This is a genomic window from Rossellomorea sp. ABR4_004 (assembly GCF_056159585.1).
Genome location: NZ_JBSWVM010000001.1, coordinates 278,427 through 302,344 on the forward strand (window position 1 = coordinate 278,427; position 23,918 = coordinate 302,344).

Here is a 23,918-nt window from a genome sequence, read left to right on the forward strand (position 1 = left end):
TCTATATACTTTTGTACAGAAGCTTTCGTAATAATGGAAACAAAACCTCAGGGAGTTCTTCTACATCTGAAACAAGAATGCTGTAATTCCCATATATATTCTGAATGGTTTTTCTTTGCCCCTCATCTATTTCGCCGTTCGCTAAAAAGACGTTGATGACTTCAATTCCTTGTTTTCTTGCGTTTAAAACAGCCTCATGAGTATCAACAATCCCGTTTTGCTCATAATCCATGGCCGCTGGCTCACCATCTGAAAAGACAAGAAGGAATTTCTGTTTTTCGTTCCGTCTCATAATCCGTTCTGTCATTAACCGAATGGCAAAGCCGTCCCGATTATCTTCTTCAGGGTGGAGCTGCATAATTTCTGAACCACTTTTAGGTTTTAAGGAAGAATAGAAGTCCAGTACAGGGTTCATATAATTTGGTTGACTGGTCTTAGTCGCCCGGTTTGTATCTTCCCAGAAGCCGACAACTTCATGTGGTACCCGAACAGACTTTAACGATTCATGAAATAACGTAATACCTTGCTTCGTTTGATCCATTTTGTCATACATCGAACCTGAACAGTCTACCAATAATGAGAAAACAGCATCTATTTCAGATGAAGGGTTTTGCTTTTTATAGAAAAGTCTTGGGTTATCGTCTGTGAAAAAACGCAATAACTTTTTGTTCAGCCTGCCAAAGTGCAAATCACTTCTAGGCTGAATTCGCTTATGCTCCAATGTTTTCTCGATCATCTTCTGAAGTTTCTTTTGATAAGGGGCAATTATCCCTTTATTAAGGTTATACAGGTACTTGTCTTCAGAAGTTGGAACGGTTGGCGAAATAAAGTGAGGTACAGCAAAGCGATTGTCCTTTCCATATTCAGCTTTTCCACCACCAAGTTCATCTCTTTCTTGCTCCTCTGCCTTCACATTTTGGTACTGCTCCTGCTCCGTTTCTTTAGCTGAGCCCTGTACCATAGCCAGTGCCTGGTCTCCATCATCTCCTTCACGGACACCTTCGCCCATAAGATCGGATTGAGACCCTTGATCTAAGTCAAACTGAAGGAATGACTCCCCTTTGTCACTCGTTTCCCGGTGCCAAGTTCGGAATTCTTCATCTATCACTTCTTCCTCCCCTGTGCTCTCTTCTTCCAACACATCCTGATTAGCTAGGGGGTCATTTCTTTTTAAATCGTCAAATGTTTCAGTAAACATTTCCTCCGTGTTATAAACATCTTCTGGTAAATGGAAGTATTCATTTAACATATCTTTTTTAACAATCTCATCGATTACTTCTACCATTTCCAAGCAAATTCTTACCACATCTTTTGTGTTTCCGGTTTCAAAGAAGCGGGTGATTTGCCGATGCAAAAAGGGCATTGCTAAATCAATATCTTCATTTATCCGAACAGGTTCTTCTAAAGGGGATTGTGCATGAAGAAGAAGGAATATTGAATTAAATAATGCATCTGTAAAAACACTTTTCGTTATATTTACTTTAAGTTGTGCTTCGAAGTGCTGGCGATATAATTTTCTTCTCGTTTCAAATGACTTCTTTGTTCCGGGACGCTTTGATTTACAGATTTCCTCTAAGCGAGCCTCTTCACCTATGACAAATAGCTGCTTGGCAAATCGGGGAACAGACGTTGCTTTCACCTTTTCAATATAATCGATAACCTCTTCGTTCATGGTTTCATGCAGATTACCGATCGTCCTTAAATAAATATCACTTTTCAATCCATGTATTTCTTCTTCTTTTTTCCGGTGATCCCAAAAATGACTGACATAAACCGCACCTTCTTTATAATCAAGATATGAGAACGGTCCGTATTTCAAGTTCATATCGGCGTTTTTGGAAAGTGTTTTCGTCAAGTCAGCCATTTCCATCACTAAGAAAGAGTCAATGGTTTCATCATTAAATTGGATAAATCGATGCATTACATGTCCCTCATTCAAATAATGTTTCAGCTATATTTTGAATAGCCGCTTTTTCTCGTTCGTCTTCCAGTTTATCAACGATACCTCGTTGTATAGCCCTTTTTGCAGGCAAGTAAACAGCTAAATCACAAGCATCCAAAAGTGCACGTATAGATGCCGCTTCCTCTGAAATTTGGCCATTTTTCACTTGAACCAATAAATCAGAAGACAGAGCTACAAACTGAGTAATAAGCTTAGAATCGGACAGCTTGCTTTGACTTTCAATCACACTCTTTAACGTTTCCCCTTCGATATAGGGTACATCGATTACAACAAAACGATTCTTTAACGCTTCATTTAATGGAACAGTGCCCACATATCCTTCATTAATTGCCGCTATTACACCGAATGTTGGTGCGGCTTTAACTATTTCCCCTGTAAATGGATTCGTTATACTTCTGCGGTAATCCAACACACCATTTAAGATCGGCAGCGTTTCAGGCTTAGCCATATTGATTTCATCGATATAAAGAAGATGCCCATTTTTCATCGCTTGAATGACAGGTCCCTCTATGAACTCAATGGTGTTTTTTCCGTCTCTTTCGCTGATTGTTTTATAGCCCAATAATGCTTCTGCATCTAAATCAACCGAGCAATTTATACTGTGCATCGGTTGAGAGAAGATGGATGACAAGGTATCAGATAGCTTTGTTTTTCCTGAACCAGTGGGTCCCTTAAGAAGAAGATTTTTCCCTAATGACAGAGAGATGATACTATCTTCAATAATATAGTCTTCACTAGCGGTATACCCCCCATCTCCAATTAATGAAGAATGCTCAGGAGAAGAGAATAATTGTTTTCTCTCGTTTATTATATAAGTAACCGATTCTGGTAATAACCGTTCAACATTCATTTAAAGACATCCTTTCCAATTCACATACTAGACATTCTACATGTAATAACGCTTACACTGCAAAGGCTATGCCTAATTTTATTTCAAAAGCATTTATTTAGTTCTGGATTAGCAACCAATTACTATACCAAAATGTAAAAAAACACCCTGGATTGGGTGTTTCAGCTTTTAAACTTCTAAATCATATCGAGTGAACCCCCGATATACATACATTCCAGCTTTTTGATAAACGATGGTTGCGTCTGTATAGCTATCACTGTCGACTGAAAGAGCGGCTGTAGTCATTCCTTCCTCTTTCAATTTTGAAAAAGCATAATAGAGCAAATTATGGGCGAGCCCTCTGCGACGCCACTTTTTTGCAAATTCCCAAATGAGTGATTTCCCCTAATTTTGTTTCATTATTAACCGTGCAAAAAACAAAACCTACCACTTCATTTTCTTCTCTTAATACAAACCAGAGATTGGGGTCAAATGAGGGTCGAAGAAAACGCTTCTTAAATTCATCCAGGCTGGATGGGTGATAATCAAAGTGGTCCGAGAACACCTCTTCAAACACCTGATGAAGACTCTCCGTTTCGGTATCGGGATTGAAACTTGAAATACAATAGGAAGAAGAGACTGATGCAGCAGATAGATCTTTAAGGTCTTTTTTCATCTGAAACCAATAACGAGTTGGTGTAAAGCCATTTTTTTCAAAAGCCTTTTTCTCTTTCTCAAGATTCGCAGATAGGATAATGGTTTTTGAGTCTGAATTCGTTTCTTTCTTTCTCCTGGCTGATGTAAAAAGCTCTTCTGCCATCTCACCTATATAGAGCTCCATATCATCGTTAGGAAGAGCAAGGATTAACGAAGGTAAACGGTGATCTTTTTCAGTAAGAATGGAGATAGCTACTAGATCCCCTTCATCCCAAAGCCCTCTTCGGTCCGCTTCAGGAATAGAATCAATCATTTCTTGAATATCAGCTTCACTCGTTTGCAGCTCTCCATATACTTCAGTTTCATAACTCTTGAAAAGATTATACAAAGATGCTTGGTCCTCCATAGAAATGATTCGCTTACTAAATGAGTGTTTCATTCTGTTTTCCCCATTTGCACCATATTTTAGTAGCCATCAAAAAAGCCGGTTTCTTCATATTAAAAAGAAACCAGCCAGAAAGAAGTGGCTTATACCTCTTCAAAGTACTCTTTGTAGAAGCCTCCCATTTTCCCACTCTCATCGATGACGAAGTAATACTCTTCAGATTCGTTTTTCACATCGTATTCTTTACCAATGGTTAAAACATTTTCAACTGTATATTTCTTCGCATCCGTATGTACACATTTTACCTTTTTTCCGGTATTGTTTTCCGTCCAAGTTTTGTGAATCAATTCAATAACCTCCTTTTTGAATGTACTATGCTACTAGTATATTCTTACAGAGCTATTAGTTCAACTACTATCTCATTTGTCAGTTTTTTTGTGAAACTATCACTTTCCATATGAAAATATGGTATATTATAGGAGGGAATTTCAGGAGAGGTTCGATTATGATGGTGAGAAACGGATATAAAAAAATAGGAATGTTCACTTTTGTTTTGATCGTTTTTTATATGAGCACGCACCGACCTAATGAAGAACAATTTTATTTATGGCTTTTAGATGAATATAATATAGAATGTCATGAATCTATCTCATGTACGAAGAAACTTGAAGGGAATTCTTATTCAATCCTGATTGAAACAGGCTCAAATGTTAAAAACGGCTACTTGCTATTTAACACAACCGGTAAAATATATGAGGATGAAAATGGCTCCATAACCACAATTAAGGCATTGGGTATATTGGGGAAGTATTTTACTATTATTAAGGATGAACAAAATAGCTAGACTGATTAAAGGAGAAGGCATCTTTGATCAGTCTTTTATTATTTTCGATAACGTACCTTTTTCCATTTCGAGATATCTGGTTTTTTTTTCAAGGTTAACACCATACTGTACACGATAATCCCGATGAATAAAATGGAGAATATGATTCCTGCCTTCACGCTAACTTCTTCCAGTAATCCCTGAAAACTTTTTGGAAAATACCTCCCTATCTGAAAATACACAAAACCCCAAACGAAAGCAGACGGAAGTGCATATAAGAGAAACTTCATGAAAGAAATCCCTTTTGACGTTCCAGCAATATAAGGCATGAATAATCGGATTCCTGGTATAAAATAGCTAAACGAAATGGCAAATGGACCGTACTTATTTATCCATTTTTCACCATTGTCAATGAGTTTCCTCGATTTATCTCCCTTCATAAATCGAGATATTAATTTCGTTCCGAAATATCTGCCGTTTAAAAAGGCAAACATTCCATAAGAGATCAATCCGCTATACATAAAGAAAAAGGAGGTATACGGGTTGAAATTTCTCCATTCAGATAAATATCCCGATAGTGCAGCAGCGAGTTCGTTAGGTACCGGTAACCCTAAAAATACAATCCAGCTAAAAAGAAACATGGCGATATATCCAAATTGATCGACCAATTGCAGTAAAAAATCCATCGTACCACCCCATTTCACACAAAAGACTATTTTTTCTCACTTATCAAAACGGCCTGCGCTTTTCTATTCACTACCCAATATTGATAGGTTGAAAACGCTTGGAACCCCAGTCTCTTGAGAATGGGGGCAGAGTGGCCGACTCTCGCCTGACAGGTTACAAACCGACATTGCGCTCGTTTTGCCATACCCAATCGATGGGCGACTAATGAAGAATATACTCCTCCATGCCTTGCTTCTTGGAGTACCCCTCCTCCATTGAGGTAAAGGACTTTATGATCACGGCTGAAACGATAATTTCCGTATCCAACAGGATGCCCCTCCTCGTTGTAAGCTAATGTAAACCCACCATCCGATCCCCATTTGCTCATAAACGCTTTTCTTTGTTTAAAGATGACCGGCTTGTCTTCTTCCCGGTATCCCCATATGGAGGAACTGATTTCTACAAGATCATGGATGTGAAGGTCACTTTCAACAGTAATGACGCTATGAGCAGGTGAAGGGATGAAATGACTCTGATTCAGATCAAATACCAGCCCCTCATAACGCTCTTCCAGAATACCATCATGTGATTGGAGGAATTCCTCTTCCAGATTGATAAGTGGCTCCCTGATCCACATACTAAAGGATCCCTTCCCATAAAACTCTTCAATCAGCTTCCACTTTACATGAAGTTCATTCATATTGTTCACAATGAATTTAGGTACCTTATTAGCAAATACATTTTTCAACTGTTTATTTTTAATTGCAACGATTCCATCACTGTGTAAACTATCCACTTCACTCGGTATCAATCGATCTGGATAGTCCCAATGATTTGATTCTATTGCAGTAAATGATAGATCATCACGTACCTTCATGACTTCACCTCCCGGAACTCATTCGTACATCTATTCTTCTTCGAAAAGAAGATTCTGCACCTGCTCTTTTGTCATCCCTATTCCAACTAATTGTTGCTGTAACTTCTCATGATAGGACTTGCTTACATGTGGCCGGCTGCCACGTAGAATCTCTTTTGCATAATGATCTGGGGGACAGGTTTCCTGAAACTTATCTTTCACAATAAAGGTTAATACGTCCTTGTAAAGCTTCCCACCAATCTGTATGTCGATGAAAGCTGCTCTATACCATCCAGGGGCTACCCCTTCTCTAGTGAACAAGTATTCCACTGCTTGTTGAGGCAGCTCATAGGCTACCCCTTCCATTGATCCTCCATCCTCAATGATGTCCCCCCGGCCACCATCATGTACTTTAAAGAGATACTTCATAGAATATCCTTCTAGAACCCCTGCACCCAGACAGTTTTTAAAATGATGATCCACTTGCGCTAATTTAAATCGCTCATCATCCATGCACGAACCATACGCAAAATAAAGGATTCTATCAGGCTTTTCATTTAGGAACTGATGTACTTTCCAATCTCCCGAAAGAATCTCTTCTTGGAATAATTCTTCGTTTTCAGAATAATAAACAAACGCTTCCTGCGGTCCATTATCCGTTTGGATAAGTTTAAGCTTTCGTATATAAAGGTTGTCTTCACGTTCTTCGATGAAATCCTCCAATTCATCTAACGGTGATAATATACTGGAGTCGATTTTATATAATTCGCCATAAGTGGTCCCGTTGCCTTCTTTTAGTGCAGGATATCCTCTTTTAGTATCGTACAGAACTCCTTCCACCCAAGCTTGTTCCCTCATCAATATGGCTTCCTTTAATAAAAAATGATTGCTTTCGTGTTTCCTTAATGTTCCATAAACAAAAACGTACACAGATGACCCTCCAATTGTTTACATAATTATATTATTATCAATATATTCATGAGTCTTTTCACTATTTTAGCAAATCGTCTCTGAAATTTCAGTTATCTAATACTCTATTATACTTTATTTTTCCGTATGAAAAGGACATTCCCGATGAATTGGGAATGTCCTTTTAGAGGAAGCGTTTTCAATTTGTTAATTGCTTTTAGGCAGGGCTGCTTCTTTCGCCTGCTCTCTTAGGCGGAATTTTTGAATTTTCCCTGAAGCTGTCATTGGGTACGAATCAGTAAACTCGATATACCTTGGAATTTTATGACGGGATATCTTCCCTGTACAATATTCTCTGATCTCTTCTGGTGTTGCGGTTAGACCTTCCTTCAAAATAATCCAGGCCATAACTTCTTCACCGTAGACTTCATCAGGAATTCCAATGACTTGCACATCTAATACCTTTGGATGGGAATAAAGAAATTCTTCAATTTCTCTCGGATAAATATTCTCACCGCCTCGAATGATCATGTCTTTTAATCTTCCTGTAATTCTACAATAGCCGTGTTCATCCATGACTGCTAAGTCACCCGTATGCAGCCAACCTTCATGATCTATGGCAAGCCTTGTTGCTTCTTCATTCTTATAGTACCCTTTCATGACGTGATACCCACGAGTACACAACTCCCCCTGAACCCCATGGAGAACTTCCCGGTTCGATCCTGGCTCAACAATCTTCACCTCTACATTTGGCAAGGATTTTCCAACCGTTTCCACCTTTAATTCAATCGGGTCATGGGTACGCGTCTGGGTAATGACAGGGGAAGATTCGGTCTGACCATAGGCAATGGTTATCTCATCTGCCCCCATCTTGTCCATGACACCCTTCATTACTTCGATCGGACAGTTACTTCCGGCCATAATCCCAGTACGCAAATGGGAAAGATCGTATTGATCAAAGTCAGGGAGGTTTAACTCGGAAATAAACATGGTTGGAACCCCATGAAGACCTGTACATTTTTCATCCTGCACCGTTTGGAGAACCTGTTTCGGATCGAATTCCTGTAATGGAACCATAGTAGCTCCGACAGATACACAAGCAAGTGTACCCAATACACAACCGAAGCAATGGAAGAATGGAACAGGAATACATAAACGGTCTTCGTTCGTCAATCTCATGCACCCGGCAATATTATAACCATTGTTTACGATATTAGAGTGGGTAAGCATGACTCCTTTAGGAAACCCTGTCGTTCCAGACGTGTATTGCATATTGATGGCATCATGGGGAGAAAGGCTCGAAAGTCTTTCATCCAACTCATCATCCTTGACATCATCCCCTCTATCCATAATATCCTGCCAGCTATATGTACCTGGATATGCCTTCTCCCCTAACACAATTACATTTTTTAAATAAGGGAGTTTTGAGCTCTCTAATTCTCCGGGCTTAGACGTTTTCAATTCAGGACAAATTTCATACAACATCTCTATATAGGAAGACCCTCTGAACTCTTCCATCAAAATGATCGTTTTACTGTCAGATTGCTTTAATAGATATTCTAATTCAGCGGTACGATAATTAGTATTTACGGTTACCAGTACAGCTCCCATTTTCCCTGTCGAAAACTGACTTACTAACCACTCGGGAGTGTTAGAAGCCCATATCGCGATATGATCTCCTTTATTGATCCCAAGATTCATAAACCCTTTTGCAGCTTGCCTGCACTGTTGATTAAATTCATGATAAGACCATCTTAACCCTCTGTCTGCGTAGACGACCGCTTCAACCTCAGGCTGTATACGAGCTTTTTCTTCTAGTAATTCACCTACAGTAGCTTGTAAAATCTCCGACAAATGAATATCCCCCTTTATCTGTATTCATGTTAAGCCTGGAACCTTTAAGTATATGAAGTCAAAGAGGTTAAAGTTTCAGTTCCTTATGCGTGTAATATTATCACAAAAATTAAAATTTTCAAACTAATTAATAGAGGATTTTCTTATGTCTTTTATTTCTCTAAGGTGAATGGCTATTGATAGGAGTTAGATGACATGTTGCTACATGACCTCGTTGAGTCCAACCTTTTATATAGACAAAAAGCGTCTTCTCTAAACCTTTTTCTACATAATAACTAAAAATACTACTTTAGACGTAATTTATAAAAAAACCTTTTCAAATGAGGAATTTCTATGTAGAATATATAGAAAATATAGAAAATTCTATATTTTATACATTCCTGGGAGGTTGGTCATGAAAATCTTAAGTAATGAACAGTTGGTGGCAGCTTATCGTGATGCTGAGAAACAAGGGAATGATCAAGACTGGATTTTGCTTCTTAAGAAAGAAATTCGTAACCGAGGATTAAAGCCTTTTAGGAAATCTTGACACTGAAAATTAAAATAGAATATTAGCTTATATCTCACCCCCTGAGATGCGATTTTTCACGACAGACTCATACTCACTTGAGTCTGTCTTTTTTCATTCTTATTCATTCTATGCTACTGATTTCATCTTCATTGTCTCCTATCGAATGATTGAGAAAAATCAACAACACATGTTGAATCGCATTCATTAAAGAACCATGCCTTAAGTGTGTTTTTTAATTTTAGATCCATGGTATTCCTCAATTTGTTTGAATTGCTCGTTATCCAATAATCCCATTTTATGAAATAGATACGAATACTGAATCACTTTTTTCGAATTGAAATTCTTCATCATTACGTGTTCCCCCCTTATTCACTGTCCAAGAGTTTCCTTTAGCAAACTTTATTTTAGTTATCCATATTTTATTCTCTTAGTCAAAAAAACGTGAAAAAAAGCTGATCCACAATCCACTAAAGGATGTATGAATCAGCCAAAACATTCATCTATTCTTATTCAAACAGGACTACTTAGCCTTCAAGCAGTAAGTCTTCTGGATTCTCAAGTAAATCTTTTACCATTGCCAGGAATCCAACTGCTTCTTTCCCATCAATAATTCTATGATCATACGATAAAGCAATGTACATCATAGGGCGATTTTCCATTGTGTCTTTATCAATGGCCACTGGTCGAAGCTGAATTTTATGCATTCCTAAAATCCCAACTTGCGGTCCGTTTAAGATTGGAGTTGATAGCAATGAACCGAATACCCCACCATTCGTAATCGTGAATGAACCACCTTGCAGATCCCCAAGAGATAATTTGTTGTTTCTAGCCTTAGTAGCCAGTTCCATAATTTCCCCTTCGATTTCTGCAAAGTTCTTGCGTTCACAATCGCGTACTACAGGTACTACCAGTCCATCATCCGTAGATACAGCTACCCCAACGTCATAGAATTTTTTAAGAACAATTTCGTCCCCATCGATTTCTGCGTTCACGTATGGGAACTTTTTAAGAGCCGCTACAACTGCTTTTGTAAAGAAACTCATGAAACCAAGTCTTACATCGTGGTCATCAAAGAATTTATCCTTTTTACGTTTTCTTAGCTCCATTACTTTACTCATGTCAATCTCATTAAACGTTGTCAGCATTGCAGCTGTTTGCTGAACCTCTACTAAGCGTTTCGCAATCGTTTGACGACGGCGTGACATCTTCTCACGAACTACCGGCTTTCCATCATCTTTTTTCGCAGGTGCCTTTTTTTCTTGAACAGAAGGTTTTGATGGAGCTTCTGCCGGCTTATTGCTATAGGCTTCAATGTCCTGCTTACGGACACGGCCTAGAGGATCTGTCGGCACATCGGAAAGATCGATCCCTTTTTCACGTGCCAACTTACGAGCCGCAGGGGAAGCGATTGGACGATTTTTTTTGTCCTCTTTCGCTGGAGCTGCTTCCGTTACCTCTTCTTTCTTTTCTTCCTGTTTAGGGGCAGGTGCTTCTTCTTTTGTTTCAGATGTAGCTGGAGCTTCCCCACCTGCACCAACAATGGCAATAACTTGACCGACTTCAACCGTATCGCCTTCATCAGCTTTAAGTTCTTGAATCGTACCTGCTTCCTCTGAAATGACTTCAACATTCACTTTATCTGTTTCCAGCTCAACGATGTATTCGCCCTTCTCCACATAATCCCCCGGCTGTTTCAACCATTGTGCGATTGTACCTTCTGTAATTGATTCTGCTAATTCTGGAACTTTAATTTCTGCCACTGTGATGTCCTCCTCTTTCTTATCGAGTTAACGCTTCGTTAATAATTCGTGATTGTTCTTTTTTGTGTACTGTTGGTTCACCTTCTGATGGACTGGAACGTCTGCGACGACCGACATAATGCACTTCAACACCCTCAGGTGCAATGTCACGGAGTCTTGATTCTGCAAATGTCCATGCTCCCATATTCTTAGGTTCTTCTTGAATCCATACAATTTCTTTAAGGTTTGTATATCTTTCCAGAATGGCTGATATATCACCTTTAGGGAAAGGATAAATTTCTTCTACCCTAAGAATGTGTAACCAATCTTTATCATCGATATCTTGAAGCTTCTCTTCTAAATCAATCGCAATTTTCCCGCTGCATAATACCACCCGTTCCACAGCATCCTGGTTCTCACCAAGACCCTTCTGCTCCAGAACTGAATGGAATTCTCCATGGGCTAATTCCTCAGCTGTAACGGCTGCAAATTGATTACGGAGCAAGCTTTTCGGCGTCATGATTACAAGTGGTCTTACCTCTTCTTTTTGTAAAATGGCCGCTTGACGTCTAAGAATATGGAAGTATTGACCAGCAGTAGAACAGTTGGCAACCGTCCAGTTATATTCTCCACCTAGTTGCAGGAATCGTTCTAAGCGGGCACTTGAATGTTCAGGCCCTTGACCTTCGTATCCATGCGGTAATAACATAACCAGGCCGGTTTTTTGACCCCATTTTGCACGGCCGGCAGAAATAAATTGATCGAACATCACTTGTGCCATATTGGAGAAATCACCAAATTGAGCTTCCCAAAGAACCAATGTCTCAGGTGCAAATACATTGTACCCATACTCATACCCAACTACAGCTGTTTCAGTAAGAGGACTATTTAGAACAACAAACGAAGCATGACTGTCCTTTAGATTGTGTAAAGGAATGTATTCTTCACCGGATTTTTCATCATGAAGAACCAGATGGCGTTGAGCAAATGTACCACGCTCTGAATCCTGTCCTGTTAATCGAATCGGCGTACCATCCTTCAATATAGAAGCAAACGCCAACGTCTCAGCATGGGCCCAGTCAATTTTCCCTTTACCTTCGAATACCTGGCTGCGTCGCTTCAAAATGCGCTCCAATTTCTTGAATACATTGAAGCCATCCGGCCATTGAAGCAGTTCATTATTCAACCCTTCAAGCTTGTTAAAATCAACACTCGTATTAATTTCAGGTAAGCCATTTGCCACGTACTCTGGTGGAGCAAGAATGGTATCGGGATCTTCGTCTTTAGCCGGTACTTTATCGTAAGCAGCTTTTAATTCTTCTTCGATGTCAGTGTCCATTTTCTCTACATCTGCTTCTGTGACGATTCCTTCTGAAATCAATTTTTCAGCATATTGTTTCTTAACATTTGGATGATTTTGAATGACTGAGTACATTAATGGATTCGTCACCATCGGTTCATCCATTTCGTTATGACCAAAACGGCGGTAGCCGATCAAATCAATGACAAAGTCTTTTCCAAAGGTTTTACGATATTCATAGGCGAGCACCGCTGCAGCAAGACAAGCTTCAGGATCATCTGCATTGACATGGACAATCGGAACTTCAAAGCCTTTGGCAGTATCAGATGCATATTTCGTAGAGCGGGAATCACGGCTTTCAGTCGTGAAGCCGATCATATTGTTCGCAATCAGGTGAATCGATCCACCCGTGTTATATCCGCGTAATTGACTCATATTTAATGTTTCAGCTACAACACCTTGTCCAGGGAAGGCAGCATCTCCATGAATCATGATGGCATAGGAAGATTCCGGTGATTGCTCTGGATAACCCTTATCTTCACGAACTTCTTGTGCAGCACGTGTATAACCAGCCACAATCGGGCTCACAACCTCTAGGTGACTTGGGTTATTCGCCAGGGTAACACGTGCTCTCGCTGTTGACGACTGTAAAGGTGAGATTTCGCGATCAGCACCCAGATGGTACTTAACATCACCTGTCCATCCATATGTAATCCCAATTGATCCTTCTGAAGGAATCAGATCCTTGCTTGGGGCATGTTGGAATTCAGCAAAAATCATCTCATACGGTTTACCAATAACATGGGCCAATACGTTTAAGCGCCCTCTGTGTGCCATACCGATATTGACTGTTTTGGCACCTGATTCAACTGAATAGCGAACCATCTCGTCCAGTAAAGGCACCATAGAATCCAGTCCTTCAATGGAAAACCGCTTCTGACCGACAAATGTCCGGTGAATATATTTTTCAAATCCATCCACTTCGGCAAGCCGTTTTAATAACGCAAGTTTCTTTTCCTTAGAAAGAGGAGTGAAATAGGATTCTGATTCAATCTTTTCTCTTAACCAATTCTTTTCCTCAAGCTCATGAACATGAGCATATTCAAATGCCAGTTTTTTAGTGTAGACCTGTCTTAAATGATTGATTGCCTGCAAGCCATCCTTTATGTGAGAAGGTGCATTCGGGCATAAGAAATCAACAGGAATCTGCTTTAAATCTTCTTCAGATAAATTAAACTCAGAAAGTTCAATCCTTCTTGTGTCTATATTTCGGTCATTAAGGGGATTAATATCCGCAGCCAAATGACCATATGTACGAATATTATCTGCTAACTTGACTGCAGCAACCATTTTACTTAACGCGGTCGGTTGTGCCGGCAACGTGAATGATGTATCCCCATGTTGAGCACTTGCGATTACTTGTACGTCTTCAGTTGTAGGAGGGCCCCATTGTTCGAATAATTCTTTTAATTCAGGATCTACTTCTGTTGGATCCTCCAAGAATTGTTCATAAACCTCCATTACATAGCCTAGGTTAGGTCCGTAAAACGATTGCCACGGTTCCCCTTTTGCCGATTGCTTTTTCATTGTGAAAAACCTCCAACTATTTTGCCAGTTAGTATAATTTGGGTATCATGTATTCTTACAATTTAGAAACCATATTTCATTATGCAAGAATAGTAATTTTAAACACATTAAAACGCTTACAAGGACATTTTATCACTGTGCAGTAGTAAGATAAAGTCTTAATGACAAATTTCTCAAAATTTTGTTTTCAGTTTGGTGCATATAGATATTACTTATATTCCCATAATAAATTAGAAGAAAACCTTTTTGTATATAGACTATTCTGAAATAATATTTTATTAAGCGCTTTCTCTTTCACCTTCTTGTATCCTTGATGTGAGGGTACTTTTTTCATAAACCATCTTACTACTGTTACTAAAAAAAACCAAATATTTTTTGTTGTTTTTCATAAATTTTTATAGATTATTAGAATGATAAAGAAACTTTATGTAATGAATTTCTTCCATATTGCCAATGAACTCATCGCCCATGCATTGCATACCATATAACAATCATGGCAGTTGGTCTATATAGATTAAAGCGAGGTGGTTCACATGTTCCCATGGAGTTTATTTCCTTTCAATAAAGATATGAAAGATCAAATGAATCAGATGAATCCGAAAGAAATGGATTCCTATATACAAGGTATGATGAAAAAAATGTTCCCGGGTGGATGGGAAGGTATGATGAATCCGAATGATATGATGAGCGGGGCTCAATCCTTTATGAATCCGATGGGCAATCAGGAACAGAAGTCTCAGCGGGGGCAGCCTTCTCCTTCATCAAGTTCAATACCTGCAAATGTCTTTGAATCTTTTGAGGATATTTACATCCGGTTTCAAGTTCCAAGTGAAGAGGCGATGAAGCAATTGAAAATTTTCCACACGTCGAATCAGGCAATTATCGAGAACATCCCTGAGCAGGGGGAAAGACAGGTCATCACACTCCCTTGTCTAGTGAAAAAAAAAGGCGCAGTGGCTCAATACAAGGACGGCATACTAGAGCTCAAAATACCTAAAAGCATCGACATGCAATACACAGAAATAGACGTCTCAGATAAATATTGAGACGTCTTTTCTCGTAAAATACATTTAGTGAGCATACTTAAGAGAGAGGCGAATAATGGTACCTGCAGGTTCGTTTCTTAAGGCTAAGATATCACCGTCGTAGTTTTGGATGAGCTTTGAGGCAATGGCTAACCCCAAACCATATCCGCCTCTTTCACGACTTCTGGCCTTATCCACACGGTAAAACCGGTCAAATACCTTTGGAAGATCTTCTTCTGGAATACCGATCCCTTCGTCTTTCACTTCGATCATCACATCTTCTTCACGATTCACCAGCTTTATTTCTATATTTGAATTCTTTTCAGAATATTTAACGGCATTATCTAACAGGATGATCATAATTTGTTCCAGATGCCTTGGCATAATAACCACCATCGCTTCGTAATCCAACTCATCCAAGCACAAAAAAGTGTGTTCTTGATACAGAAATTTAAAGTCTCTAATAACCTTATCAACCACTTTTTGTGGATTGGCACGCGAGGTTTGAAGGTCAAATTTCTCACGATCCGCCCTGGATAGTTCCAGCAATTCACCTATTAGCCTTTTCACTCTTTCAAGTTCTTCCAATGATACCTGTAATGATTCTTCCAGTATGGACGGATCTTTTTTTCCCCACCTGTTCAAAAGAGCGAGGTGTCCTTCTAATACCTGAATGGGCGTTCTTAATTCATGTGATGCGTCTTCAACAAATTGTTGCTGTTGCTGAAACGATTTCTCGATTTCACTCATCATCTTATTGAATATTTGAGAAAGGTCACTGATTTCATCATGGGCCTTCACAATTTCCACCCTTTCATGAAATCCTTTTCTTTCAATCGATCTCATGGTTTCAGATAGCTTATTTAATGGACGCACAAAGCTTCTAGCCATAAAATAGCCGATGATTGCACTGATCAATAGCGCTAATACCCCCGTGATGGTCATCATCCAAAACAGGTTTTTCATGATCTTTTCATATCGGTTTAAAGGCTGGATCATTTCGATGTATCCGTTGAATTGACTTGATCTTATCGGATATCCTCCAATAAGCATTTGACTTCCCTCAGATTCAATGAGTGTAACTGTCTTCTCTCTGACGGGTTGAAAAGGAACGTAAAAAGCCGATTCGTTTTTCCCTCGTATTTCCAATACTTGATCGCCCTGACGATCTAAAATACGTATAGTCTGGTCTTTTTCTGCTATTTGTTTCATCAAATCCCTGCTATCATATATGTCCTGGAGCTGTATATTTGGCCCTTTTTGTTTAAAGAACACTGAAATTTCATCCAGAACACGACCAAAATTTTTTTCTTCTTCATCCACCATCCATTTACTGATTGCATGATATTGAAAAAAACTAAATAAAAAAAAGGCAAGGAATATGGCTGAGCCGGCCGCTAATGCCCACTTCACTTTAAGAGAAGTGGGCTTAAAACGATTCATGAATGTATTCATGTCCTCATCACATACCCGGTGCCGCGTACAGTTTGGATGTAGCTATCTTCGTCAGGGGAATCAATTTTATTTCGCAAGTATCTTACATACACATCCACTACGTTCGTTTCAACCTCGGTATCATACCCCCACACTTTATTGAGAAGGACTTCACGGGTCAATACGATATTTTTATTTTCCAAAAAGGCGAGTAGAAGGTCGTACTCCCTTTTCGTCACCTCGATTTCATGTTCAAGCTTAAATACTTGCCTTGACTCCTTTTGAACGGTGATGTCACGGTGATGATAGGTTGTCTGTGTCGAATCTGCTTCTTCATTTCCGGCTCGTCTAAATACGGCCCTCAATCTCGCTAACAGTTCTTCAATAGCAAAAGGCTTTACGATATAATCATCTGCACCGCTGTCCAATCCTGATACACGATCCATTACACTATCCCTTGCGGTGATCATGAGGATCGGAATAGCCTTCACTTGCCGGATCCTTCTGCAAACCTCAAGTCCGTTTAAACTCGGCAGCATTAGATCCAATAAGATGATGTCCCAATCCTCGTTTAAACCTTTTTCTAATCCACCTCTTCCATCATAGGCGAGACCCACTTCATATCCTTCGTATTTAAGTTCCAGTTCAATGAACCTGGAGAGATTTTTTTCATCTTCTATGACTAAAATTCTTTTCAAATAAATCACCTGCTTTAAATGCGTAATACGTCTTATTTTATTTTACTTTTGCTGAAAATAAAATCATGTAGTGCTTGAAAGATTTCAATGCCTTGATACGTCATTAAAGTAATGGCAGTAAAACTGAAAAATAAAATAGGAATTATTCGAATCCACATGGTTCTTACCTCCCTTTTATCATTACCGTCATTTTCCTTTACTTTCATTAAAATTGAATGAGAAAAGGGTAAGTTTTCACTTAGAGAAGAAAGTAACCTTAAGTTTACATAATAATATTATAACCAAGAAATTAAATTGTATGAAATTGTTCCTGTTGAAGAAAATAATAGTTGTATAAATAAGAATGAGGTGCACGAAATGGGAAGTAAGAAAAAATTAGATTTACTGGCGTTATCTTCTATTCCTTTAGTCATGACTCTCGGGAATTCGATGTTGATCCCTGTTCTTCCTCAATTAGAAAAGGAGCTTAACATTACTGGATTTCAATCAAGCTTGATCATTACGGTCTACTCCATCATAGCCATACTCTGCATTCCGATTGCCGGTTACTTATCCGATCGTATCGGGAGGAAAAACATTTTAATACCCAGTTTAGTCATTGCAGGAATCGGTGGCCTCATTTGTGGATTTGCTTCCATATACGGTTCTAACGCCTATATTTTTGTGATTGTAGGAAGAGTTGTTCAAGGAATTGGTGCAGCCGGCGCCTTCCCCGTTGTCATCCCTACTGTCGGTGATCTTTATGAGGATGATGATCAAATCACCAAAGGGTTGGGTATAATCGAGACATCTAATACATTCGGCAAAGTTCTAAGTCCGATACTTGGTGCATTATTTGCCGCATGGATTTGGTTTATTCCCTTTTTTTCCATTCCAGTATTTTCACTTTTATCCATTCTGCTGATCGTCGTTTTTGTAAAAGTCCCAGCTAATAAAGAAGAAGTAGCGAAACAAACCATTAAGGAATTTGTTCATGAAGTGGGGATCGTCCTTAGGAAGGAAAAGAAATGGATTTTCGGAATCTTTATTATTGGAATCATTTCCATGTTTACTTTATTTGGATTTTTATATTATTTATCAACCCGCTTAGAGGAGGCTTATGGAATTAAAGGAGTAATGAAGGGACTATATTTAGCAGTCCCACTCCTTTTTTTATGCCTTACCTCCTATATAACCGGAAAAGTGATCGGAAAGAGCAAAGACAAGATGAAGTGGGTCATCGTATTTGGATCCCTAATGAGCTCGGTAGTTTTCATTCCATTAATCTTTTCTGAAGGAAAATGGATCATCTTAAGCATATTTTCCATTGCTGGTATCGGAATGGGTGCAGCCCTTCCCTGTTTAGATGCATTGATAACAGAAGGAATCGAGAAAGAACACCGAGGAACCATTACCTCCATATACAGTTCAATGAGGTTTACAGGTGTCGCTTTAGGCCCTCCATTAGTCGCATTGATTGAACCTTTGAGTACCTTTATCATTTTCATAGTTCTTAGCCTATTATCAAGCCTGGTCGGAATGCTATTCATTAAGCTTCCAGAAACTCCCCCGCAAAGTGTCTCAACTAAAAAGGCTTAAAGATTCGTTCCATGATGAAAAAACGGAGCTCGATGCAGCTCCGTTTTTTTTTTGCTGACCCACTCTGCTGTGTAGAATAAATGAAGCTCATACTTTACGCTTCCAACATGTTTATTTCGATTCATAATGTGGTAGATATATCCATAAACATGATAGGGATCGTAAGGGAGGAATATATATGACTTGGATAACCGTGATTGTTTCTCTTTTTGTACTTCTCATTCTTGCTGAAGAAGTCATTAATTATTTTCTACGTACAAAAGTAATTGATCCTCAGCCCAAAACGAAAAAAAGTGAAGGGAAAATGAAATCTTTGTTTCATAAAGTAAAGCTTAAACTGACTCATTCACAGTAATTGATACTACATAAACTTAGAGGTGGAGAAGTGTTTCTCTGCCTTCAACTTAAATTACTTCTTTGACACAATATGCCTCGTTTCATTTGGTTGATGTGCTAACATATCTTTAACCTCTTGAGGATATAATTGTACTTCTGAAAGTTCTTTCATTGGAATCCACTTATATAATAAACGATCGCCTTCCAGTCCATGAAAGGCGTCCTTTTGAAAAATTACCCTGTTTGCAGCTTTCACTATATAGTAAAATCCAATTTCATGGAAATCCCATTCATTATAGGGAAAGAAATTTTCGTTCACCATGATCAATTGTTCTACATGAATATCAATCCCTAGTTCTTCTTGCATTTCCCTCTTTAAACTTTCTTGTGATGCTTCTCCCATGACGACTCTTCCACCAGGCAATGACCAATAACTGTCTTCCACTTGTTTATGTAATAAAATATGGTCCTGTTCTATCCAAACGGCCACTACCCTGTAATTAAAAACGTTTTGGTTATGTTTAAACACAATATCCATTTGCCCACTCCTTCTCCCTTCATTTTACCTCATAAAATACCAATATTGTCTAAAAATACATAAAAAGAAGACAAAAGCTTCAGCAAAACTTTTGTCTCCAAAGGAAAGAAATTAGAATGGGTCTTACATAATAAAGATTTAAACAAAAAGAAAGCTACCCCACTTTCTTTTTGTTTAGGGAGTGATAAATCCTTATTCATAAGCAAGATTCATTGTAACGTTTGAAAAAGTGAACTCTATTAGAACAAGATTAAAATTTGATGAGAAAATCATTTTCTTCTTTGATTCTCCACTACTCTATCAGAAAAGCATCCAGTTTGAATTTATGATATGATAAATAAGAATTCAGAATGTTACAATTCATTCTAGTAGATGAAAGGATGGAAAAATGAAAATCGATTTAAACTGTGATTTGGGAGAAAGTTTTGGTACATATACAATTGGACAAGATGAAGAAATGATGAAATTCGTTTCCTCCGTCAATGTCGCTTGCGGATTCCATGCAGGAGACCCTCTCGTAATGAAACAAACAGTCACACATGCATTAAGTCACAACTTAAAAATAGGTGCTCATCCCGGGTTGCCCGACCTTCAAGGCTTCGGAAGAAGATTGATACAAGTAACCCCTGAAGAAGCGTATGCCCTTGTACAATATCAAATTGGCGCCCTATTCGCTTTCATTCAGGCACAAGGAGGTAAGTTGTCACATGTCAAACCTCATGGTGCCCTTTATAATATGGCTGCAAAGGATTCCGAACTGGCTGCATCAATTGCTAAAGCAGTATTCGACCTTGACCCTGAATTAACATTGTTCGGCCTTTCTCAAAGTGAGCTGACAAAAGCAGGAGAAGAAATCGGATTGCAAGTTGCTCATGAAGTATTTGCCGATCGAACCTATCAAACTGATGGTTCACTAACTCCCCGTTCCCTTCCTAATGCCCTACTTCATGATGAAAACGAAGTCGAAAAGCAAGTCTTACGAATGGTTGAGAAACAAGAAGTAGTTTCAACAAATGGTGAGATATTATCAATTAAAGCGGATACCATTTGTCTTCATGGAGATAACACGGCTGCTTTAAACCTTGCTAAAAGATTATATGAAAAGTTAAGTTGAATTTTATAAGGGCTATACTTAGCCCTTATTCTATGGAGAATGTAAAGGATTTGTCTATTGTATAGAAGATAGGAGCAATCTCTAATGAATAAGACTTTACTACTCGAAGGGTTCCGTTGGATGTTCATCTTACTTGTTGCTTGCGCTATCATTCTATATGGCTATCAGCGGATCCTTTTGCACTCTAGCATTGAAACATCTCTACAAACCATATCTCCCGACTCAACCATCATAGGAATCATTCAAACTCATACGACTGATAATAAAGAAAAAGTGTATGAAGCTCTATACAAGACAACAGACGGTAAGTGTTACATAGCTTCATTCGAGCGTAAGGGGCGCACGTTCATAGAAAATCAGAAGGCATCCTGTGAATAGGCTTTTGTAGACCGATGAAACGATTCAGCAGAAAAAATGATAAATAAGATGAATTCATTATCCATAATGGAATAAACCCCCTACCTATATAACACTCTTTTTCCCATTTACTGCGATTCTACCAACTAGTGAAATTGGATAAAGACAATGTTTGGTTTTAAGCAGACCATATAGTGGAATGTAGAGGAATATGACATACATGGAAAGGGTCATTGCTATGATAAAAACTCTTAAAATCGATACTAAGAAACGTGATGAGATGATTGATATCACTACTTATGTCCAAGACATCATCTTCAATGCAAAAATGAAGGAAGGTGTTGTTGTGGTTCAATCCTTACACACAACAGCCGGAATCACGGTGAATGAAAATGCGGATCCCGATGTAAAAACGGATATTCTACGTCGATTAGACGAGGTATATCCTTGGGAACATACTCTTGACCTTCATGGAGAAGGAAACACGGCTGCTCATTTAAAGACAAGTACGGTGGGCCACTCTCAAACAATCATTGTCTCTAATGGAGAGCTTCTTTTGGGAACTTGGCAAGGCATCTACCTCTGTGAATTTGATGGTCCACGTTCTGGAAGAAGGGTTTCGGTTAAAACGATTGATGCTGAATAAGGAACGAAAAGACTCGGGGCATTTCCCCGAGTTTTTCTATTCTATAAAACGTTCTCTTATGTTTTGCGAAGGCAGCATACAAGAATCTTGTTTCCCAAACCAATTATATCTATTCTTCGCAATCCATCTGTAAACCCTATCTCTTAAAGGTTTAGGAACGATTATGCATGTAGTGATAAGCTTCCATGGCCATGTTAAATGAGTGCAAACCTTTAAAGCAGCGGTTGATTCCACATACGCCTTATTTTCTTCAATTAAAACAAAGCTATCTGTAGTATGAGGAATGTTGTGCTTCTTCAATAATTGTTGACCAATATCGCTTTGTAAGGAAGCAAATTGATAGATTCCTTCAGGATCACGTTCGATAATAAATCGCACACTACTATTGCAAAAATTACATATGCCATCAAACAAAATTATTGCCAATGAAATCACACCGTTTCATGAAATATCCAATATTTACTTCTAATTATTATAGAATACTTACTTCATTCCAGGAAGTTACCTGCTCTCAACGTTTTGAATGCTCGGATAGGTGACCTACTTCATTAAAGGAATGAACTGTCCATCGTTCATTTTTAAAATGGAGATTGGTCAGGCAGCCGTTCAAAAGCTTCACATGCTCCTGAACTGCCTTTTCTTGATGAAACTCCCGCAATACTGCATTGATGACAGCACCGTGAGCAACCAACAGTACCTTCTGGTCGGGAAACTGAGCCTGAATCTCTTCCATCCCCTCATGCACCCTCACGACCAATTCTTCGTACGATTCCATAAACGGGAAGTTAAAATCGGGATACCTCTTTTCCCTTTCTTCACGGGACAATCCCTCTCCCTCACCAAAATGGCGTTCCTTGAAATGATCCATTTCAACGATTGGCAGTTTCAATGATTCATTGATAATATCCGCTGTTTTTCTCGCTCTCTTTAGGGAAGTGGTTATGAGAACATCCCAATCTGATTTTTTTAAAAACTCTCTGCATTCTTCTGCTTGACGTTTTCCAGTTTCATTTAATGGTATATCTGTTTGACCTTGTAATTTACCCAAAAGATTCCATTCAGTCTGGCCATGTCTTACTAAGCATATATGAGTCATTTCATTTACTCCTTCTGTCAAAATTATGTTTCTATTTGTCCGTACTATATCATGCTTCAAGAAGCTATAATTCTACTAGATTTTATGATATACTATATTACCATTAAAAGAGATTATTTCGAAAGTTTTAAATAAATGAACAGTATAAGGAGTTGGCTGAAAAGAATGAGAGATGAATTATTATATCTTGGTCAAGAAATCATTTCACATAAATCTGAAATTGCTAAAGGTGTAATTGACTATCAGGAACAACGATACTCCGAACAACTTAAGTTTTCAGGTGTGAACATGGAGAAGGTCACAGAGTGGAGAATTGAGTTAATACAATTACTAGGAGAATCTTTATTTGAAAATCAAAAGGATTCTCTCATTAAAATAAAAGAGTGGGCGCAGAGAGTTGGGAATATTGCCATTGAAAAAGGTATCTTCCTAAACGAATCTTTAAAAACTCTCTCAACATTCCGTACGGCCATTTGGGATTTCTTCCATGATCAAATTGACAAACAAATTTCAGCCTCCATTATGCTGCAATCAAACAAAAAGATAAATCCCTTGCTTGATGAAATTTCTTATCTTTTCAATGAGCTATTTATTAAGCAACAGAAAGATCAGTTGGCCCTGGTTCATACTGCTATGGATGAACTATCAGCACCGATTGTGCCGATAGCTGACAAAATTGCGATCCTTCCTCTTATTGGGGAAATTGATACTCATAGAGCCAGCTCCGTTATGGAAACAGCACTAAAGAAAAGCTCTGAATTGCAATTAGACTATTTATTTATTGATATATCCGGTGTAGCAATCATGGATACGATGGTTTCCCATAATATCTATCAAATTGTAAATGCTTTAAAAATGATGGGAGTACAATCGGTATTAACAGGAATCCGTCCTGAAGTTGCCCATACATTAGGGAATCTGGGTATAACCTTCGACGATTTAAAAACAAGCTCAAGCTTAAAACAGGCTCTTGAAGATATTGGATTCAATCAATATGAGGTGGTCCTTCCCCTATAA

Annotated in this window: 26 protein-coding genes; 9 read left to right on the top strand and 17 right to left on the bottom strand. The window is 38.6% G+C overall.

Annotated features, from left to right (window positions below; genetic code table 11):
- Nucleotide 1: 1 nt before the first annotated feature.
- The 5 genes from ACXAF2_RS01560 to ACXAF2_RS01580 form a co-directional block, all read right to left on the bottom strand.
- Nucleotides 2–1,921 (bottom strand): vWA domain-containing protein, encoded by a 1,920-nt coding sequence (locus tag ACXAF2_RS01560; RefSeq protein ID WP_475137071.1) that lies wholly within the window; start codon nucleotides 1,919–1,921, stop codon nucleotides 2–4.
- 10 nt (nucleotides 1,922–1,931) lie between these two features.
- Nucleotides 1,932–2,813, bottom strand: a complete 882-nt coding sequence (locus ACXAF2_RS01565; RefSeq protein WP_475137072.1) for an ATP-binding protein — start codon at nucleotides 2,811–2,813, stop codon at nucleotides 1,932–1,934.
- 168 nt (nucleotides 2,814–2,981) lie between these two features.
- Complete coding sequence (locus tag ACXAF2_RS01570; RefSeq protein ID WP_475137073.1) at nucleotides 2,982–3,137, bottom strand: hypothetical protein; 156 nt, start codon at nucleotides 3,135–3,137, stop codon at nucleotides 2,982–2,984.
- Between the two features lies 1 nt (nucleotide 3,138).
- Complete coding sequence (locus tag ACXAF2_RS01575; RefSeq protein WP_475137074.1) at nucleotides 3,139–3,888, bottom strand: hypothetical protein; 750 nt, start codon at nucleotides 3,886–3,888, stop codon at nucleotides 3,139–3,141.
- 89 nt (nucleotides 3,889–3,977) lie between these two features.
- Nucleotides 3,978–4,181 carry a DUF6501 family protein gene (locus ACXAF2_RS01580; protein ID WP_148971115.1) on the bottom strand — a complete coding sequence of 68 codons (204 nt, stop codon included), beginning with the start codon at nucleotides 4,179–4,181 and terminating at the stop codon, nucleotides 3,978–3,980.
- A 158-nt stretch (nucleotides 4,182–4,339) separates the two neighbouring features.
- On the opposite strand from ACXAF2_RS01580, the gene ACXAF2_RS01585 reads away from it, so the two are divergent.
- Nucleotides 4,340–4,678 carry a hypothetical protein gene (locus tag ACXAF2_RS01585; RefSeq protein ID WP_475137075.1) on the top strand — a complete coding sequence of 113 codons (339 nt, stop codon included), beginning with the start codon at nucleotides 4,340–4,342 and terminating at the stop codon, nucleotides 4,676–4,678.
- A gap of 38 nt (nucleotides 4,679–4,716) precedes the next feature.
- Here ACXAF2_RS01585 and ACXAF2_RS01590 read toward each other — a convergent pair whose 3' ends face one another.
- The 4 genes from ACXAF2_RS01590 to ACXAF2_RS01605 all read right to left on the bottom strand — a co-directional run bounded on the left by ACXAF2_RS01590 (nucleotide 4,717) and on the right by ACXAF2_RS01605 (nucleotide 8,933).
- Nucleotides 4,717–5,343 (bottom strand): DedA family protein, encoded by a 627-nt coding sequence (locus ACXAF2_RS01590; RefSeq protein ID WP_475137076.1) that lies wholly within the window; start codon nucleotides 5,341–5,343, stop codon nucleotides 4,717–4,719.
- A 26-nt stretch (nucleotides 5,344–5,369) separates the two neighbouring features.
- A complete protein-coding gene (locus ACXAF2_RS01595) occupies nucleotides 5,370–6,200 on the bottom strand; it encodes a GNAT family N-acetyltransferase (RefSeq protein ID WP_475137077.1) in 831 nt (276 codons plus the stop codon).
- 30 nt (nucleotides 6,201–6,230) lie between these two features.
- Nucleotides 6,231–7,109 carry a gamma-glutamylcyclotransferase family protein gene (locus tag ACXAF2_RS01600; protein ID WP_475137078.1) on the bottom strand — a complete coding sequence of 293 codons (879 nt, stop codon included), beginning with the start codon at nucleotides 7,107–7,109 and terminating at the stop codon, nucleotides 6,231–6,233.
- A 186-nt stretch (nucleotides 7,110–7,295) separates the two neighbouring features.
- On the bottom strand, nucleotides 7,296–8,933 hold the full coding sequence (locus ACXAF2_RS01605; RefSeq protein ID WP_475139068.1) for an AMP-binding protein: 1,638 nt from the start codon (nucleotides 8,931–8,933) through the stop codon (nucleotides 7,296–7,298).
- A 403-nt stretch (nucleotides 8,934–9,336) separates the two neighbouring features.
- Here ACXAF2_RS01605 and sda point away from each other — a divergent pair, with 403 nt between their 5' ends.
- Nucleotides 9,337–9,471, top strand: coding sequence for a sporulation histidine kinase inhibitor Sda (gene sda / locus ACXAF2_RS01610; protein WP_044336757.1), 135 nt, complete (start codon nucleotides 9,337–9,339; stop codon nucleotides 9,469–9,471).
- A gap of 201 nt (nucleotides 9,472–9,672) precedes the next feature.
- Here the strand turns inward: sda and ACXAF2_RS01615 are convergent, their stop codons facing one another.
- The 3 genes from ACXAF2_RS01615 to ACXAF2_RS01625 form a co-directional block, all read right to left on the bottom strand.
- Nucleotides 9,673–9,804, bottom strand: a complete 132-nt coding sequence (locus ACXAF2_RS01615) for a hypothetical protein (protein ID WP_475137079.1) — start codon at nucleotides 9,802–9,804, stop codon at nucleotides 9,673–9,675.
- A 173-nt stretch (nucleotides 9,805–9,977) separates the two neighbouring features.
- On the bottom strand, nucleotides 9,978–11,213 hold the full coding sequence (odhB, locus tag ACXAF2_RS01620; RefSeq protein WP_475137080.1) for a 2-oxoglutarate dehydrogenase complex dihydrolipoyllysine-residue succinyltransferase: 1,236 nt from the start codon (nucleotides 11,211–11,213) through the stop codon (nucleotides 9,978–9,980).
- Between the two features lie 19 nt (nucleotides 11,214–11,232).
- Nucleotides 11,233–14,079 (bottom strand): 2-oxoglutarate dehydrogenase E1 component, encoded by a 2,847-nt coding sequence (locus ACXAF2_RS01625; RefSeq protein WP_475137081.1) that lies wholly within the window; start codon nucleotides 14,077–14,079, stop codon nucleotides 11,233–11,235.
- A gap of 533 nt (nucleotides 14,080–14,612) precedes the next feature.
- Between ACXAF2_RS01625 and ACXAF2_RS01630 the strand changes: the two genes are divergently transcribed.
- Complete coding sequence (locus tag ACXAF2_RS01630) at nucleotides 14,613–15,125, top strand: Hsp20/alpha crystallin family protein (RefSeq protein WP_475137082.1); 513 nt, start codon at nucleotides 14,613–14,615, stop codon at nucleotides 15,123–15,125.
- A gap of 24 nt (nucleotides 15,126–15,149) precedes the next feature.
- Here the strand turns inward: ACXAF2_RS01630 and ACXAF2_RS01635 are convergent, their stop codons facing one another.
- Both ACXAF2_RS01635 and ACXAF2_RS01640 read right to left on the bottom strand, forming a co-directional pair.
- A complete protein-coding gene (locus ACXAF2_RS01635) occupies nucleotides 15,150–16,559 on the bottom strand; it encodes a HAMP domain-containing sensor histidine kinase (protein WP_475137083.1) in 1,410 nt (469 codons plus the stop codon).
- Nucleotides 16,556–17,236: a response regulator transcription factor gene (locus ACXAF2_RS01640; RefSeq protein WP_475137084.1), complete on the bottom strand. Its 681-nt coding sequence runs from the start codon at nucleotides 17,234–17,236 to the stop codon at nucleotides 16,556–16,558. The genes ACXAF2_RS01635 and ACXAF2_RS01640 overlap by 4 nt, the downstream gene beginning before the upstream one ends.
- Before the next feature lie 357 nt (nucleotides 17,237–17,593).
- Here ACXAF2_RS01640 and ACXAF2_RS01645 point away from each other — a divergent pair, with 357 nt between their 5' ends.
- Nucleotides 17,594–18,814, top strand: a complete 1,221-nt coding sequence (locus tag ACXAF2_RS01645; RefSeq protein WP_475137085.1) for an MFS transporter — start codon at nucleotides 17,594–17,596, stop codon at nucleotides 18,812–18,814.
- Between the two features lie 178 nt (nucleotides 18,815–18,992).
- Nucleotides 18,993–19,169: a hypothetical protein gene (locus tag ACXAF2_RS01650; RefSeq protein ID WP_475137086.1), complete on the top strand. Its 177-nt coding sequence runs from the start codon at nucleotides 18,993–18,995 to the stop codon at nucleotides 19,167–19,169.
- Between the two features lie 54 nt (nucleotides 19,170–19,223).
- Here the strand turns inward: ACXAF2_RS01650 and ACXAF2_RS01655 are convergent, their stop codons facing one another.
- The gene (locus tag ACXAF2_RS01655; RefSeq protein WP_475137087.1) at nucleotides 19,224–19,688 is read right to left on the bottom strand and encodes an NUDIX hydrolase; all 465 of its coding nucleotides are present in this window, start codon (nucleotides 19,686–19,688) and stop codon (nucleotides 19,224–19,226) included.
- A gap of 388 nt (nucleotides 19,689–20,076) precedes the next feature.
- On the opposite strand from ACXAF2_RS01655, the gene ACXAF2_RS01660 reads away from it, so the two are divergent.
- The 3 genes from ACXAF2_RS01660 to ACXAF2_RS01670 all read left to right on the top strand — a co-directional run bounded on the left by ACXAF2_RS01660 (nucleotide 20,077) and on the right by ACXAF2_RS01670 (nucleotide 21,805).
- Nucleotides 20,077–20,802 (top strand): LamB/YcsF family protein, encoded by a 726-nt coding sequence (locus tag ACXAF2_RS01660; protein ID WP_475137088.1) that lies wholly within the window; start codon nucleotides 20,077–20,079, stop codon nucleotides 20,800–20,802.
- Between the two features lie 84 nt (nucleotides 20,803–20,886).
- Complete coding sequence (locus ACXAF2_RS01665) at nucleotides 20,887–21,180, top strand: hypothetical protein (protein WP_475137089.1); 294 nt, start codon at nucleotides 20,887–20,889, stop codon at nucleotides 21,178–21,180.
- Between the two features lie 217 nt (nucleotides 21,181–21,397).
- Nucleotides 21,398–21,805, top strand: a complete 408-nt coding sequence (locus ACXAF2_RS01670) for a secondary thiamine-phosphate synthase enzyme YjbQ (protein WP_475137090.1) — start codon at nucleotides 21,398–21,400, stop codon at nucleotides 21,803–21,805.
- A 36-nt stretch (nucleotides 21,806–21,841) separates the two neighbouring features.
- Here ACXAF2_RS01670 and ACXAF2_RS01675 read toward each other — a convergent pair whose 3' ends face one another.
- Both ACXAF2_RS01675 and ACXAF2_RS01680 read right to left on the bottom strand, forming a co-directional pair.
- Nucleotides 21,842–22,231: a thiol-disulfide oxidoreductase DCC family protein gene (locus ACXAF2_RS01675; protein ID WP_475137091.1), complete on the bottom strand. Its 390-nt coding sequence runs from the start codon at nucleotides 22,229–22,231 to the stop codon at nucleotides 21,842–21,844.
- An 85-nt stretch (nucleotides 22,232–22,316) separates the two neighbouring features.
- Complete coding sequence (locus tag ACXAF2_RS01680; RefSeq protein WP_475137092.1) at nucleotides 22,317–22,901, bottom strand: histidine phosphatase family protein; 585 nt, start codon at nucleotides 22,899–22,901, stop codon at nucleotides 22,317–22,319.
- Between the two features lie 165 nt (nucleotides 22,902–23,066).
- On the opposite strand from ACXAF2_RS01680, the gene ACXAF2_RS01685 reads away from it, so the two are divergent.
- Nucleotides 23,067–23,918: an STAS domain-containing protein gene (locus ACXAF2_RS01685; protein ID WP_475137093.1), complete on the top strand. Its 852-nt coding sequence runs from the start codon at nucleotides 23,067–23,069 to the stop codon at nucleotides 23,916–23,918.